Origin of the sequence: Collimonas silvisoli (assembly GCF_018305005.1) — a bacterium.
Classification (GTDB): domain Bacteria; phylum Pseudomonadota; class Gammaproteobacteria; order Burkholderiales; family Burkholderiaceae_D; genus Collimonas; species Collimonas silvisoli.
This window is the reverse complement of record NZ_JAGQEG010000046.1, coordinates 1-14,332: the sequence shown is the minus strand read 5'-3', so window position 1 is coordinate 14,332 and position 14,332 is coordinate 1. Positions and strand designations below refer to the sequence as shown.

General features: G+C 56.0%; 13 protein-coding genes and 1 pseudogene. 11 read left to right on the top strand and 3 right to left on the bottom strand.

The features are described 5' to 3' along the window. Window positions 1-4 precede the first annotated feature (4 nt). The 9 genes from rseP (at window position 5) to KHU33_RS13915 (ending at window position 9,440) form a co-directional block, all read left to right on the top strand. The gene (gene rseP / locus KHU33_RS13955; protein ID WP_211463892.1) at window positions 5-1,372 is read left to right on the top strand and encodes an RIP metalloprotease RseP; all 1,368 of its coding nucleotides are present in this window, start codon (window positions 5-7) and stop codon (window positions 1,370-1,372) included. Window positions 1,373-1,432: 60 nt separating this feature from the next. Further along, complete coding sequence (gene bamA, locus KHU33_RS13950; RefSeq protein WP_211463890.1) at window positions 1,433-3,811, top strand: outer membrane protein assembly factor BamA; 2,379 nt, start codon at window positions 1,433-1,435, stop codon at window positions 3,809-3,811. Window positions 3,812-3,949: 138 nt separating this feature from the next. Next, window positions 3,950-4,420, top strand: a complete 471-nt coding sequence (locus KHU33_RS13945) for an OmpH family outer membrane protein (protein ID WP_211463932.1) — start codon at window positions 3,950-3,952, stop codon at window positions 4,418-4,420. A gap of 22 nt (window positions 4,421-4,442) precedes the next feature. Beyond that, window positions 4,443-5,510: a UDP-3-O-(3-hydroxymyristoyl)glucosamine N-acyltransferase gene (gene lpxD, locus KHU33_RS13940; RefSeq protein WP_211463888.1), complete on the top strand. Its 1,068-nt coding sequence runs from the start codon at window positions 4,443-4,445 to the stop codon at window positions 5,508-5,510. Beyond that, window positions 5,503-6,006 carry a 3-hydroxyacyl-ACP dehydratase FabZ gene (gene fabZ, locus KHU33_RS13935; protein WP_211463886.1) on the top strand — a complete coding sequence of 168 codons (504 nt, stop codon included), beginning with the start codon at window positions 5,503-5,505 and terminating at the stop codon, window positions 6,004-6,006. The genes lpxD and fabZ overlap by 8 nt, the downstream gene beginning before the upstream one ends. 4 nt (window positions 6,007-6,010) lie before the next feature. Then, window positions 6,011-6,799 carry an acyl-ACP--UDP-N-acetylglucosamine O-acyltransferase gene (gene lpxA / locus KHU33_RS13930; protein WP_211463885.1) on the top strand — a complete coding sequence of 263 codons (789 nt, stop codon included), beginning with the start codon at window positions 6,011-6,013 and terminating at the stop codon, window positions 6,797-6,799. 34 nt (window positions 6,800-6,833) lie between these two features. After that, window positions 6,834-7,979, top strand: coding sequence for a lipid-A-disaccharide synthase (lpxB, locus tag KHU33_RS13925; protein ID WP_230414262.1), 1,146 nt, complete (start codon window positions 6,834-6,836; stop codon window positions 7,977-7,979). Window positions 7,980-8,028: 49 nt separating this feature from the next. Then, window positions 8,029-8,658 carry a ribonuclease HII gene (rnhB, locus tag KHU33_RS13920; RefSeq protein ID WP_211463884.1) on the top strand — a complete coding sequence of 210 codons (630 nt, stop codon included), beginning with the start codon at window positions 8,029-8,031 and terminating at the stop codon, window positions 8,656-8,658. Then, window positions 8,655-9,440: a TrmH family RNA methyltransferase gene (locus tag KHU33_RS13915; protein WP_211463880.1), complete on the top strand. Its 786-nt coding sequence runs from the start codon at window positions 8,655-8,657 to the stop codon at window positions 9,438-9,440. Before rnhB ends, KHU33_RS13915 begins: the two co-directional genes overlap by 4 nt. 29 nt (window positions 9,441-9,469) lie before the next feature. On the opposite strand, the gene ppsR is transcribed toward KHU33_RS13915, so the two are convergent. Beyond that, window positions 9,470-10,318, bottom strand: coding sequence for a posphoenolpyruvate synthetase regulatory kinase/phosphorylase PpsR (gene ppsR, locus KHU33_RS13910; protein WP_211463878.1), 849 nt, complete (start codon window positions 10,316-10,318; stop codon window positions 9,470-9,472). A gap of 337 nt (window positions 10,319-10,655) precedes the next feature. On the opposite strand from ppsR, the gene ppsA reads away from it, so the two are divergent. Beyond that, complete coding sequence (gene ppsA / locus KHU33_RS13905; RefSeq protein ID WP_230414264.1) at window positions 10,656-13,013, top strand: phosphoenolpyruvate synthase; 2,358 nt, start codon at window positions 10,656-10,658, stop codon at window positions 13,011-13,013. Between the two features lie 86 nt (window positions 13,014-13,099). Here ppsA and KHU33_RS13900 read toward each other — a convergent pair whose 3' ends face one another. After that, entirely contained in the window at window positions 13,100-13,411 is a 312-nt protein-coding gene (locus KHU33_RS13900) for an addiction module antidote protein (protein WP_211463876.1), read from the bottom strand. A 3-nt stretch (window positions 13,412-13,414) separates the two neighbouring features. After that, the gene (locus tag KHU33_RS13895; RefSeq protein WP_211463868.1) at window positions 13,415-13,711 is read right to left on the bottom strand and encodes a type II toxin-antitoxin system RelE/ParE family toxin; all 297 of its coding nucleotides are present in this window, start codon (window positions 13,709-13,711) and stop codon (window positions 13,415-13,417) included. A gap of 146 nt (window positions 13,712-13,857) precedes the next feature. Between KHU33_RS13895 and KHU33_RS13890 the strand changes: the two are divergent. Continuing rightward, a pseudogene (locus KHU33_RS13890) lies at window positions 13,858-14,332 on the top strand (transposase); the annotation flags it as partial.

Sequence of the window (14,332 nt, the reverse complement as noted above, 5' to 3'; positions counted from 1 at the left end):
CGTAATGGCCTTCCTGCAAACACTCCTCGCATTTGTTGTCGCACTCGGCTCGCTGGTCATCATCCACGAGCTTGGCCATTATTGGGTCGCGCGTTTGTGCGGCGTCAAGGTGCTGCGCTTTTCGGTGGGGATGGGAAAGATCATTTTCTCGCGCAGGTTTGGTCCCGATCAGACCGAATGGGCTATTTCGATTCTGCCTTTGGGCGGCTACGTCAAGATGCTCGATGCTCGCGAGCAAGACGTGAGCGGTTTGTCGCCGCAAGAACTGAAGCGCGAATTTACCAACCAGTCGGTATGGCGGCGCATGGCGATCGTGGCCGCTGGTCCGCTCGCCAATTTCGTTCTTGCCATTTTATTATTTGCCGGCTTGTACAGTTATGGCGAAATGGAGCCGACGCCAAGAGTGCGCGCCGTCGCCGAACAGACTGCAGCCTATCAGGCAGGTTTGCGCGGCGACGAATTAATTACAGCGGTGAACGGCGAAGCGATCCAGGCCTGGTCCGAGTTGCGCTGGAAAGTGATGCAGGGAGTTATCGACAAGACGCCGATCAAGCTCGATATCCGCAAGCCAAATCCCGGCCCTTCGGGCGGCAATTTGCTTGATACGGTCAATTTGCCGATAGGCGGCTTGACCGCTAAGGATCTTGAAGGCGATTATCTTGGCAAATTAGGCATCAAGCTGGCGCGCGCCAAGGCTGTGCTGGGCAAAATTCTGCCGGGCGGCCCTGCCATGCAGGCCGGCTTGCGCGAAGGCGATCTGATCACCAGCGTCAACGGTGAGCCGGTTGCCGACGGCGTCGCTTTCGTCGATAAGGTCAATGCATCGCCGGGCAAGCCGCTGAGTATTGCTGGTCTGCGAAACGGCAATAGCTTCACTTTGAGCGTGACGCCGCAAGCGCAAGCCGGCAAAAATGGGCAAATCGGCCTGATTAAAGTCGAAATGCCTATGGCGCCGGAAATGATCCTGATCAGCAGCCCGCCGCTGCAAGCGCTGGCCAAGGGCGCCCAGCGGACCTGGGACGGCAGTATCTTGACCCTCAAGATGTTGGGTAAAATGGTGATTGGCGAGGTTTCCTGGAAAAATATCACCGGTCCTATCACCATTGCCGACTACGCAGGCCAGACTGCGCGTATCGGCGCATTCAGCTATTTGAGCTTTATTGCCTTCATCAGCATCAGTCTGGGCGTCATGAATTTGCTGCCCATTCCGGTTCTAGATGGTGGCCATTTGCTGTATTATTCGCTGGAAGTTTTGACTGGACGCCCCATTCCTGAGCGGGTTGGTGCAATTGCACAGCGCGCGGGTATCGGTATTCTGATGATGTTGATGATGGTCGCCATGTTTAACGACATCGTTCGGCTCATATTTTAAGTTCTGCTCTCTTGTCTGACAATCGTGGCAGGCAAGGACATTGATAAAAAACGATCGCTAATGAAATTACATTCTGAGCACTTCCCTTTGTCGATTCTTCCCCGTCGTTTGATTGCTGCTGCTGCCTTTGCCCTGTGTTCGGGCCAAGCGCTGGCGGTACAGCCGTTTGTGGTCAAGGATATCCGCATCGAGGGGATTCAACGTACCGAGGCGGGTACCGTTTTCAGTTACCTGCCGGTGCGTGTCGGTGAGACCTTCACCGATGAGAAAGGGACTGCAGCGATTAAAGCTCTGTATGCAACCGGCTTCTTCAAGGATGTCCGGGTCGAGTCCGAAGGCGACGTGCTGGTGGTCATGGTGGAAGAACGGCCGTCAATTGCCGGCGTCGATTTTTCGGGCATCAAGGAATTCGATAAAGACCAGTTGACCAAGGCATTGAAGGAAATCGGCGTTGGCGAATCGCGCATTTTCGATAAAGCCCAGGTCGATCGCGCCGAGCAGGAATTGAAGAAACAATATCTGTCACGCGGCCTGTACGGCATGAAAGTGACTACTACCGTCACGCCTATCGAACGTAACCGGGTCAACGTGACGTTTGCGGTGGACGAAGGCGAAGTATCGCGCATCAAGGAAATCCGTTTCGTCGGCAACAAGGCATTTTCCGACAGCACTCTGCGCGATCAGATAAAACTGCGTTCGCCGGGCTGGTTTACCTGGTACACCAAGGCGGACCAGTATGCGAAAGAGAAATTGTCGGGCGATATCGAAACCTTGCGTTCGTATTACCTGAATCGCGGCTATATCGAAATGCAAGTGGAGTCGACTCAGGTTTCGATCACCCCGGACAAGAAAGATATCTACATCACCGTCAATATCAATGAAGGTGAGAAGTACAAGGTTTCCGACATCAAGATGGAAGGCGAGATGTTTGGCCGTGAGAGCGAACTCAGCGCGCTGATGGAGCTGAAAAAGGGCGACGTCTTCAACGGCGAAAAGCTCAACAACAGCACCAAGAAGATGTCGGAGCGGCTGGGTAATTTCGGCTATGCGTTTGCGAACGTCAACGCCAATCCGGATTTGAATCGCGAAACCAAAGAAGTAGCGTTTACCATTCTGGTCGATCCTGGCAAGCGCGTGTACGTGCGCCATATCAACGTTGCCGGCAATACCAAGACGCGCGATGAAGTGGTGCGCCGCGAATTCCGTCAGTTTGAAGATTCCTGGTACGACGGTTCGAAGATCAAGCTTTCGCGCGACCGGGTTGACCGCCTTGGCTATTTCAAGGACGTCGCCATCGAAACGCCGGAAGTGCCGAACACTTCCGATCAGGTGGATATCAACATGGCGGTCACCGAGAAGCCGACCGGTAATATCCAGGTTGGCGCCGGTTTTTCGCAGACAGATAAATTGAGTTTGTCCGGTTCGATCCAGCAGCAGAATGCTTTCGGCAGCGGTAATACCATCGGCCTGGATGTCAATACCAGCAGCTACTCGCGGGTGGTTGCGCTGTCGCAAACCAATCCCTACTTTACCGATGACGGCATCAGCCGTACCTACGACGTCTACTACCGTACCGTGCGTCCATCGCAGTACACCACCGGCGACTACAAGGTGCGGACCATCGGTAGCGATATCAAGTTCGGCGTGCCGTTCTCGGAACTGGACACGGTGTTCTTCGGCGTCGGTGTGGAAAACACCAACGTGAAAGCCGACGCCTCCAGCCCGCTGCTTTATCAGCAATATGTCAGCGACTTCGGTAACGGCCAACTGGTCGACAGCGGCCTGGGTTACAAGGTGCTCTCCAGCCCGTCGAATGCAACTACCAACAGTTTCCCGCTGACGGCAGCCTGGCAGCGCGATAGCCGCGACAGCGCACTGGTGCCGACCAAAGGACGTTACCAGCGCGCCACACTTGAAGTTTCCGCGGTCGGTACCTTGCGCTATTACCGCGCAAGCTATCAGCACCAGTACTTCCAGCCCTTGTTCAGCAATGCTGTGACTCTGGCCGCGAACGGTGAAATCGACTATGGCCGCGGCATCGGCGGCAAGCCGTTCCCAGTGTTCAAGAACTACTATGCCGGCGGTATCGGCACCGTGCGCGGTTTTGAAGGCTCGACCCTGGGTGTTGGCACCAACCGCGACCAGTACGGCGATTCGATGGGTGGCGCGTCACGCTTGTTCGGTAATCTGGAAGCGCAATTCCCGTTCCCTGGTTCCGGCAACGATCGCACCTTGCGCTGGTTCACCTTCCTCGATGGCGGCCAGGTGTATGCCGACAAGTCGCCGATGCAGTTGAGCGAGTTGCGTTACTCTACCGGTATCGGTTTGAGCTGGGTATCGCCTATCGGTCCGTTGAAAATCAGTTACGGCAAGCCTTTGAACGCAAAGCCGACCGACAAGCAGCAGTCGTTCCAGTTCCAGCTCGGCACCGGTTTCTAAATCGTCGGGATGCTGCATGATTGCAGATCCTGGCAAGAATGGCATAATGCACAAGTTGCATCATTTGAATTGCGGAGAATAGTGTTGAAATCTCTAATTAAAACTTTTACATCATTGCCATCGGCTGGTTTGCTGGCAATGTGCTTATTGTCGGCCGCAGCGGTGCATGCTGAAGAAGGGTCGAAAATCGCCTTCGTCAGCAGCGAGCGCATTTTGCGCGAAGCGACGCCGGCCAAGACCGCACAAACCAAAATCGAAGCCGAGTTTTCCAAGCGTGACAAAGATCTGCAAGATCTGGCTGCCCGCTTGAAAGGCATGGCAGACAAGCTGGACAAGGATTCGGCGGTGATTTCGGAATCCGAGCGGATCAAGCGCCAACGCGAGTTGAGCGATCTGGACAAGGATTTTCAACGCAAACAACGTGAGTTCCGCGAAGATCTGAACCAGCGTCGCAACGAAGAACTGGCGATTGTGCTGGAACGTTCGACCAAGGCGATCAAGCAGATTGCCGAGGCGGAAAAATACGATATGGTGTTCCAGGAAGGCGGGGTGTATGTCAGCCCGCGTATCGATATCACTGACAAAGTGTTGAAGATTCTTAATAAATAACAAATTCTGTTAAGGCCACAGTATGAGCATTCGGCTAAAAGAATTGGTCGAAAGCTTGGGTGGCCAATTGATCGGTGATGCGGATATCCAGGTATCCGGCATCGCGCCACTGAGCGACGCCAGCGCATCACAGATCACCTTTCTGTCCAATCCCAAGTTCCGTTCCCAGGTATCGCAAACGCAGGCGGCGGCTATCATTTTGTCTGCGGCAGATGATGCTGTGGTCGGCGCCGATTATCACGGCGCACGTATTGTCGCTGCTAATCCCTATGCCTATTTTGCAAGGGCGGCGCAGCTCTTTTCTGCAAAAAAGGCTATTCCTGTCGCTCCCGGAATTCATCCGGCAGCGCATGTCGATCCTGCCGCCCATGTCGCACCGACTGCTTACATTGGCGCCAACGTGGTGGTCGGCGCCGGCGCTGCGATTGGCGAAAATGTCCGGATCGAGGCAGGCTGTGTGATTGGCCGGGACGTCGGCGTCGGCGCAGGAAGTTGCCTGTATCCCAATGTCACGATCTATGACGCCTGCCAGATCGGCCGGCGCGCCATTATCCATTCCGGTGTGGTGATCGGCGCCGATGGTTTCGGTTTTGCCAATGACGGCGGGGTCTGGATCAAGATTCCTCAAACCGGCCGGGTCCTGATCGGCGACGACGTCGAAATCGGCGCCAACACCACCATCGACCGTGGCGCATTGGCCGATACCGTGATTGAAGAAGGGGTCAAGCTGGATAATCAAATCCAGATCGCCCATAACTGCCATATCGGCGCCCATACTGCGATTGCAGCTTGCGCCGGCATCGCCGGCAGCGCCAAAATCGGTAAATATTGCTCGATAGGCGGGGCGGCGATGATCCATGGCCACATTACCATCGTCGATCATGTGCATGTGTCAGCGGGTACGCTGGCATTGCGCTCGATTACCGAGCCGGGCCAATACACCGGTTTTTATCCGATTGCGAAACACGGCGATTGGGAAAAATCTGCTGCTTTGGTACGCAATCTGAATGCAATGCGTGAGAAAATCCGGTCTCTGGAAAAATCCATGAAACAGTTCCCGCAACAGCTTACCGAAAAAGATAATGAATAGTCCAAGCCAAACGCTAGATATCAATCAGATCAAAACTTACCTGCCGCATCGTTATCCGCTGTTGCTGGTTGATCGCGTATTGAATTGGGAAAGTGGCAAGTCGATTACTGCGATCAAGAATGTCACTATCAACGAAGAATTTTTCAACGGCCATTTCCCCAACAAACCGGTGATGCCTGGCGTCTTGACCATCGAGGCATTGGCGCAAACCGCCGCTTTGCTGTCGTTCCTGAGCGAAGGCCGCAAGCCGGATGAAAATACCGTAGTGTATTTTCTTGGCATCGACAAAGCACGTTTCCGCCGCCCGGTAGAGCCTGGCGACCAGATCAAGCTGCAGGTCGAGATCGTGCGCGTAGTGCGCGGCATCTGGAAATACAAGGCGGTCGCCAGCGTCGACGGCGAAATGGCGGTAGAAGCCGAATTCATGTGCACCATGCGCACCGCTGTCAGCCCCGGCGTAGCTGCGACTGTGGTGGAAGCCAGTCCGTCAGAGTGATCCGATGACGCGCATTCACCCTACCGCCATCGTCGATCCCAAGGCGGCCCTCGACAGTTCCGTGGAAGTCGGCGCTTATGCCGTGATCGGCCCGCATGTCGCCATCGGCGCCGGCAGCAAGATCGGCCCGCACGCCGTGATCGAAGGGCATACCACGATCGGACGCGACAATTCGATTTTCCAGTTCGCATCGATTGGCGCTGTGCCGCAAGACAAGAAATACGCCGGCGAGCCAACCCGTCTGGAGATTGGCGACCGCAACACCATCCGCGAATTTGTCACCCTGAATCTGGGCACCGTGCAGGACGGCGGCGTCACCCGTATCGGCGACGACAACTGGGTCATGGCCTATGTTCACGTGGCGCATGATTGCCAGATCGGCAGCAATACCACGATCGCCAATAACGCAACGCTGGCCGGACATGTGTATATAGGCGACTGGGTGCTGCTCGGCGGTTTTACCACTGTGCACCAGTTTTGCCGCATCGGCGCGCATGCGATGACGGCGTTCACCGCTGCCGTCAGCCAGGATATTCCGCCATTCGTGACGGCTGCAGGCAACCGTGCCGAACCGGCGGGGATCAATAGCGAAGGCCTCCGGCGCCGTGGTTTCAGCAGTGAGCAGATCATGGCGATCAAGCGTGCTTACCGGACCATTTATCGATCCGGCCTGGCGCTGGAAGACGCCATGGCCGTGTTGGCACAGGAAGAACTGAAAACACCTGAGTCCGCTGCGCATCTGAGGCTGATGCGCGATTTCATTGCTGCCTCCACGCGTGGCATCATCCGCTGATATGGCGGGCACTGACTCCAATGTAGCAATCGCCATGGTCGCCGGAGAAACCTCCGGCGATTTGCTGGCCAGCCGCCTGTTATCCGGTTTGCGTCCGCATTTGCCGGATGCGCCCATGTACGGCATCGGCGGCGCCAAGATGGCTGAATATGGTTTTGTCAGCGACTGGCCGATGGAAAAACTGTCGGTCAACGGCTTGTTCGAAGTGCTTGCTCACTACCGCGAAATCAAGGGCATCCAGATCGCCCTGCGCGATCGCCTGCTGGCGGAAAAGCCGAGTGTGTTTATCGGGGTTGATGCGCCGGATTTCAACTTCGGCCTGGAAGCGCAGTTGCGTCAGGCAGGTATCCCAACGGTGCATTTCATCGGTCCTTCGATCTGGGCCTGGCGTGGTGGCCGTATTAAGAAGATCGCGCGTGCGGCGTCGCACATGCTGGTCATCTTTCCATTTGAAGCAGAGATCTATCGCAAAGCCGGGATCCCGGTAACCTATGTCGGCCATCCGCTGGCGCAAGTGATTCCGATGGTGCCGGATGTTGCCGCGGCGCGCAGCGCGCTTGGCTTGCCAGCCGCTGGCCGCGTGGTGGCGATCATGCCCGGCAGCCGCATGGGCGAGCTGAAACACAATACGATCGCCTTTGTGCAAGCTGCAAAAATATTAGCGCAGCGCGATCCCGGCATGCGTTTCATCGCACCCATGGCGGGCGAGAAACAACGCAAATTCTTTAGCGAGCTGGTCAGCCAGGCCGGTTTGCAGGACCTGCCTATCCAGTTGCTGGATGGCCAGTCGCACACGGCGATGGCAGCCGCAGATGCGGTGCTGGTGGCCTCTGGCACGGCCTCGCTGGAAGTTGCCCTGTACAAGAAACCCATGGTGATCGCCTACAAAATGATGCGCGCCACTTGGGAAATCCTGCGGCATATGAGTTACCAGCCGTGGATCGGCTTGCCGAATATCCTGGCCCGTGAATTCCTGGTGCCGGAGCTTTTACAGCACAATGCAACACCGCAAGCGTTGGCAGATGCGCTCTGGATGCAATTGGAAAACCCTGCGCACCAGGCGATGCTGCGGCAACGCTTTACCGAGATGCATCACGCCTTGCTGCGCGACACCGCCAATGAAAGTGCGCAAGCCGTGCTGCAGGTGATTGAGCAAAATAATAAGCAGCATCGACGCTGATTCTGGTTTTCCGCCGGCCTGATCTGGCGCACCTATTTTATGGAATGCCGTGACCCCATCTGATCCAAATCTCTCTCTCTTTACCTACGACGGCGAAATCATTTGCGGCGTCGACGAGGCCGGCCGCGGCCCCCTGGCCGGACCGGTGTTTGCTGCCGCTGTGATACTCGATCCGGCGCGGCCGATTAGCGGCCTGCGCGACTCCAAGAAACTGACTGCCGAACGGCGCGAAGCGCTGGCTGAGCAAATCAAGGCCAATGCGCTGGCCTGGGCGATTGCCGAATGCTCCGAAGCGGAAATCGATAGCCTCAACATATTGCAGGCAACCATGCTGGCGATGCGGCGCGCGGTGGAGGGATTGGCCATGTTGCCGACGCTGGCGCTGATTGACGGCAATCGTTGTCCGCAACTCAGCATCCGCTCCGAGGCCATCATCAAGGGCGACGACAAGGTGCAAGCTATTTCCGCCGCGTCGATTCTGGCCAAGACAGCGCGCGACGCCGCGCTGCAGGTGCTGCACGAACAATATCCGCATTACGCTTTCGATCAGCATAAAGGCTATCCGACCGCATTGCATATGGAGCGGCTGCGGCTGCACGGCGTGTCGCCGGTGCATCGCAAGTCTTATGCGCCGGTGCGGGCTTTGCTGGCAGCGCATCCCGATGGGGCGGCGGCATGAAAAGCATTACCTCGTCTGCCAATCCCTTGTACAAAGAATTAAAGCAGCTGGCGACCAGCACCCACGAGCGGCGTAAGGCCGGCCGGACTTTGCTGGACGGGATTCATTTAACCGAAGCGTATTTGCAGCATGGCGCCAAGCCCATATTGTGTGTCGCCAGCGCTTCTGCGCTGACGCATGCCGAGGCAGCCGCGGTGATCCGCCAATGCCAGGCCGCCACAGTGCAATGCGTGGTGCTGCCGGATGGCCTGTATCAGGCGTTGAGCCAGGTTGAGCATGGCGTCGGTTTGCTGTTTGTAATTGAAACACCGAAGGCAGCCGCGCCGGCAGGATTGACGCAGTCCGCCGTGTTGCTCGACAATTTGCAGGATCCGGGAAATCTCGGCTCCATCTTGCGTAGCGCCGCGGCTGCCGGCATCAGGCAGATCTATTGTTCCGAAGGCAGCGCATCTGCCTGGTCGCCCAAAGTTCTGCGAGCAGGGATGGGCGCTCATTTCATACTGGATATTTTTGAGGGCGTCGATCTGGCGGCGTTGATGGCGGCGGCGCAGATACCGGTGCTTGCCACCAGTTCGTATGCCACGCAAAGTATTTATCAGGTCGACCTGAGTGGATCGTTAGCGTGGCTGTTTGGCCATGAGGGGCAGGGGGTTGCCGAAGATTTGCTGCAGCTGGCCAGTCAGCAAGTCGTGATTCCGCATCGTGGCCAGATGGAGTCGTTGAATGTTGCCGCCGCAGCGGCGGTATGTTTTTTTGAGCAACTGCGGCAGTCGCTGGACTAACTAAGCAAGCCAGCTGCCTGTGTCTATGCTTAGAACGTCCGGAGATCCGGCTTGATATCCTGCAAAATCGTTGCCGCGATTTCTTCAATCGATTTGGTGGTCGACGACATCCAGCGTATCCCTTCGCGCCGCATGATTTTTTCCGCTTCATTCACTTCATAACGGCAATTTGTCAGCGCGGCATATTTGCTGCCCGGACGGCGTTCGTTGCGGATTTCCGACAAGCGGTCGGGAGCGATGGTCAGGCCGAAAATCTTTTGCTTGAACGGCATCAGGCCGCTTGGCAATTTGTCGCGTTCGAAATCCTCCGGAATCAAAGGATAATTTGCGGCCTTGACGCCGAACTGCATGGCCAGATAAAGACTGGTCGGGGTTTTCCCAGAGCGCGATACGCCGACCAGGATGACATCGGCGTCGGCCAGGTTCTTGTGCGACTGGCCATCATCATGCGCCAGCGAAAAATTGATGGCTTCGATCCGGTTCTTGTATTCGTCGGTGTTGGCGGTGTTATGACTGCGGCCGATGGTGTGGGTGGATTTGACTTCCAGTTCTTTTTCCAGCGGTTCGACGAAAGTCTGGAACAGGTCCATATGCATCGCCTTGGCTTGCTGGATGACTTTTGACAGGTCGGCTTTGACCAGCGTCGAAAACACGATGGGCAATTTGCCGTCCGCCACGCAAGCTTCGTTGATCTTGCGGATTGCGTCGTATGCCTTGTCCAGGGTATCGATGAAAGGCAGGCGCACCTGCTTGAAACGCAGATCAAACTGGGTCAGCACGGAATGGCCGAAAGTTTCGGCGGTAATGCCGGTGCCGTCGGAGACAAAAAATACGGTGCGATTGGCAGGAACCAGCGGGGCAGGAGCAGCATCTAGCATAATGTTGTCAAAAATAAAATGATGAAATAAAAAAGCACACAAACCAGGCAGCGCTCAAGAAGCGCGCTAGCGCTCATAGAGGCGCAGAAACTTTTAACGGAGCGCGGACTCTAGCTAAAGGTGCTGCTGCCTTGTACGCCTTTGGAAGCCAAATTGGCATAAAATGGCAGCCAACTGAATATTTGAAGCTACCTGACGAAGAATAACAAAAAGCCAAGGGCGGCGAAGGCAATTGTGAAGATTTCTTATCATCAAACTAGAGGTTGTTATGTCCAATGCAATACAGATGGGTGCTACCCAGGGGGCGGCTTACGTCATCTCCTTTGAAAACCTGCGGATGACGGATGTCGATTCCGTCGGCGGCAAAAACGCGTCACTGGGTGAAATGATCAGCCAGCTGGCCGGCGCCGGAGTGCGGGTGCCGGGCGGCTTTGCTACCACTGCGCAGGCATTCCGCGATTTCCTGTCGCACAGCGCCAATGGCGGCGCGCCGCTGGCCGACCGGATTGCCGAGCGCCTGGAAACCCTGAACATTGACGACGTGCGGGCATTGGCGCAAGCCGGCGCCGAGATCCGTCAATGGATAGTGGAAACGCCGTTCCAGCCGCGCCTGGAACAGGAGATTCACGCCTTTTACAAACGCCTGGTCGAGGATTCTTCCAGCGAGATGTCGTTTGCCGTACGTTCTTCGGCCACGGCTGAAGATTTGCCGGATGCGTCATTCGCCGGCCAGCAGGAAACTTTCCTCAACGTGGTCGGCATCGACAACGTGCTGGAAGCCATGAAGCATGTATTCGCGTCGCTGTACAACGATCGCGCTATCTCTTATCGCGTGCACAAGGGCTTTACCCATGCCGAAGTAGCGTTGTCGGCCGGCGTCCAGCGCATGGTCCGTTCCGATGTCGGCGCCGCCGGTGTCATGTTCACCTTGGATACCGAATCCGGCTTCAAGGATGTGGTGTTCATCACCTCCAGCTACGGCCTGGGCGAGACGGTGGTGCAGGGCGCAGTGAATCCCGACGAGTTCTACGTCCACAAACCGATGCTGGAGCAGGGCAAGCTGCCTATCATCCGCCGCAACATCGGCTCCAAGCTGATCAAGATGGAATTCACCGGCGAAGCCAAGGCCGGCCGTTCGGTCAAGACGGTCGATGTCCCTATCGAGCTGCGTAACCGCTATTCGCTGAACGATACCGAGATCGTCGAGCTGGCCAGATACGCCGCCATCATCGAGAAACATTATGAGCGCCCGATGGATATCGAATGGGGCAAGGACGGCCGCGACGGCAAGTTGTACATCTTGCAAGCGCGCCCGGAAACCGTGAAGTCGCAAGAAAAATCGACCGACGCCCAACAGCGTTTCAAACTCAAGGGCATCGGCAATGTGCTGACCCACGGCCGCGCCATCGGCCAGAAAATCGGCGCCGGTCCGGTGCGCGTGATCCATGACGCTTCCGAAATGGAAAGAGTGCAGCCTGGCGATGTGCTGGTGGCCGACATGACCGACCCCAACTGGGAACCGGTGATGAAGCGTGCTTCGGCGATCGTCACCAACCGTGGCGGCCGTACCTGCCACGCCGCGATTATTGCGCGCGAGCTGGGCGTGCCGGCGGTAGTCGGTTGTGGCGATGCTACCGATGTGCTGAAAGACGGCACGCTGGTGACCGTCTCCTGCGCCGAAGGCGATGAAGGCAAGATTTATGACGGCCTGCTGGAAACCGAAGTCACCGAAGTGGCGCGTGGCGAACTGCCTAAGTTGCCGTTGAAGATCATGATGAATGTCGGCAATCCGCAACTGGCTTTCGATTTCCAATCGATTCCAAACGGCGGCGTCGGCCTGGCGCGTCTGGAATTCATCATCAACAACAATATCGGCGTGCATCCGCGTGCGATCCTGGAATATCCGAACATCGATGCCGACCTGAAGAAGGCGGTGGAATCGGTGGCTCGCGGCCATGCATCGCCGAAGGCTTTCTACGTCGACAAGCTGGCCGAAGGGATTGCCACCATCGCCGCCGCATTCTGGCCGAAAAAAGTGATCGTGCGCTTGTCCGACTTCAAGTCGAACGAGTACAAGAAGCTGATCGGCGGTTCGCGTTACGAACCGGATGAAGAAAATCCAATGCTCGGTTTCCGTGGCGCTGCCCGTTATCTGGCGAGCGACTTTGCCGAAGCATTCGAAATGGAATGCCAGGCGATGAAGCGGGTGCGCAACGACATGGGCTTGACCAATGTCGAGATCATGGTGCCTTTCGTGCGGACCCTGGGTCAGGCGGAAAAAGTCATCGGCCTGCTCGGCAAGAACGGCCTGGTGCGCGGCGAAAACGATTTGCGCGTGATCATGATGTGCGAAGTGCCGTCGAACGCGATTCTGGCAGAGCAGTTCCTGGAATATTTCGACGGCTTCTCGATCGGCTCCAACGATCTGACCCAACTGACCTTGGGCCTGGATCGCGATTCCGGCATGGAGTTGCTGGCTGCCGATTTCGACGAGCGCGATCCGGCTATCCTGGCTCTGCTGGAGAAGGTCATCGCGACCTGTATCGCCAAGGGCAAGTATGTCGGCATTTGCGGTCAGGGGCCATCGGACCATCCTGATTTTGCAGAATGGCTGATGAAGCAGGGTATCGAATCGATTTCGCTGAATCCGGATTCGGTGATCGATACCTGGCAGAAGCTGGCTGCCGCGCAATAAGCCTTAAGTCGACACGCGAAAATCCTCCCCGCTTGTATTCAAGCGGGGAGGATTTTTTATTTATACGGTGCAATGAGCTTGCTGCTTTATGACTGTGTGGTTGCTTCTGAGTGAGCGGTGGGCAGGATTGCGATTCTGACACCGAGCGACTTGATCAGTTTGGCGATCGTTTCAAAGCGCGGTTTGGCGCCGGGGGCGAGCGCCTTGTACAAACTCTCGCGGCCAAGCTTGGCGTCCTTGGCAATTTGCGACATCCCGCGCGCTTTCGCGACGTCGCCCAGCGCCGCAATAAATACATCAGGATTGTCGTCTGCCAGCGCTTCGGTCAGATAGGCTGCGATGATTTCATCGCTATCGAGAAACTCCGCAGCGTCGAATGGCGAAAATGTTTGCTTCATGTTTCACTCCTTTAGTGCTTTCGCCATCTGTTTGGCAAGCTTGATGTCCTTCCTCTGCGAGGATTTGTCGCCGCCTACCAGCAGTAATATCAACGCTTTGCCACGCCGGGTGAAATAAATGCGGTAACCCGGACCGCAATGAATGCGTAGTTCGCTAACGCCTTCGCCGACTGCTTTAACGTCTCCAAGATTACCGAGACTGATTGATCTGATGCGGGTCAGGATTTTAGCTTTCCCTTGAACATCACGTAAATCCTGAAGCCAGTCTTTAAAGACGTTCGAGAGTGAAATCTCAGACATGTTTGAATTGTATCCGACTGGATACTTAAGTCAAGAATGTTTTACTTTCTCGTGCCTGTTGGTGGTGACCGTACCCCAATAAACAGTCGCATTTAAAAGTAGAATTTCCGACGTGATTTTTCATTAGATGAAACAGGAGTCATGTCGTGAAGAAAAGCAAATTTACCGAGCAACAAATCGCATTTGCGCTGAAACAGAACGAGCTAGGCACATCGGTTGAAGAGGTCTGCAGAAAGATGGGGATCAGTGAAGCTACCTTCTACAACTGGAAGAAGAAATTCGCCGGCTTGGGGCCATCAGAACTGCGCAGACTGCGACAGCTTGAGGAAGAGAATGCCAAGCTCAAGAAGTTGGTCGCAGATCTCAGCCTGGACAAGGTGATGTTGCAGGATGTGCTATCAAAAAAGCTCTAAAGCCTTCACGCAAGCGATCCTTGGTAGACGATTTGCGTGATCGTTATCGCGCCAGTCTGCGTAAGGCGTGCGCCCTGTTTCGCATGTCACTCTCGGTCTACAGATACAAATCCAGAGGACGCGACGCCGCAGCGCTGACGATGCGCATCAAGGAGATCGCTGCAACACGTGTGCACTATGGTTATCGCCGGGTGCATGTGATGTTAAA

What these genes read in the sequence shown, in the direction of transcription:
- lpxD (WP_211463888.1), top strand. Translation starts at nt 4,443, where the DNA reads ATGAGCATTCGGCTAAAAGAATTGGTCGAAAGCTTGGGTGGCCAATTG.
- fabZ (WP_211463886.1), top strand. Translation starts at nt 5,503, where the DNA reads ATGAATAGTCCAAGCCAAACGCTAGATATCAATCAGATCAAAACTTAC.
- KHU33_RS13895 (WP_211463868.1), bottom strand. Translation starts at nt 13,711, where the DNA reads ATGTCTGAGATTTCACTCTCGAACGTCTTTAAAGACTGGCTTCAGGAT.
- KHU33_RS13915 (WP_211463880.1), top strand. Translation starts at nt 8,655, where the DNA reads ATGAAAAGCATTACCTCGTCTGCCAATCCCTTGTACAAAGAATTAAAG.
- KHU33_RS13945 (WP_211463932.1), top strand. Translation starts at nt 3,950, where the DNA reads ATGTGCTTATTGTCGGCCGCAGCGGTGCATGCTGAAGAAGGGTCGAAA.
- ppsR (WP_211463878.1), bottom strand. Translation starts at nt 10,318, where the DNA reads ATGCTAGATGCTGCTCCTGCCCCGCTGGTTCCTGCCAATCGCACCGTA.
- lpxB (WP_230414262.1), top strand. Translation starts at nt 6,834, where the DNA reads ATGGTCGCCGGAGAAACCTCCGGCGATTTGCTGGCCAGCCGCCTGTTA.
- ppsA (WP_230414264.1), top strand. Translation starts at nt 10,656, where the DNA reads ATGACGGATGTCGATTCCGTCGGCGGCAAAAACGCGTCACTGGGTGAA.
- rseP (WP_211463892.1), top strand. Translation starts at nt 5, where the DNA reads ATGGCCTTCCTGCAAACACTCCTCGCATTTGTTGTCGCACTCGGCTCG.
- bamA (WP_211463890.1), top strand. Translation starts at nt 1,433, where the DNA reads ATGAAATTACATTCTGAGCACTTCCCTTTGTCGATTCTTCCCCGTCGT.
- lpxA (WP_211463885.1), top strand. Translation starts at nt 6,011, where the DNA reads ATGACGCGCATTCACCCTACCGCCATCGTCGATCCCAAGGCGGCCCTC.
- KHU33_RS13900 (WP_211463876.1), bottom strand. Translation starts at nt 13,411, where the DNA reads ATGAAGCAAACATTTTCGCCATTCGACGCTGCGGAGTTTCTCGATAGC.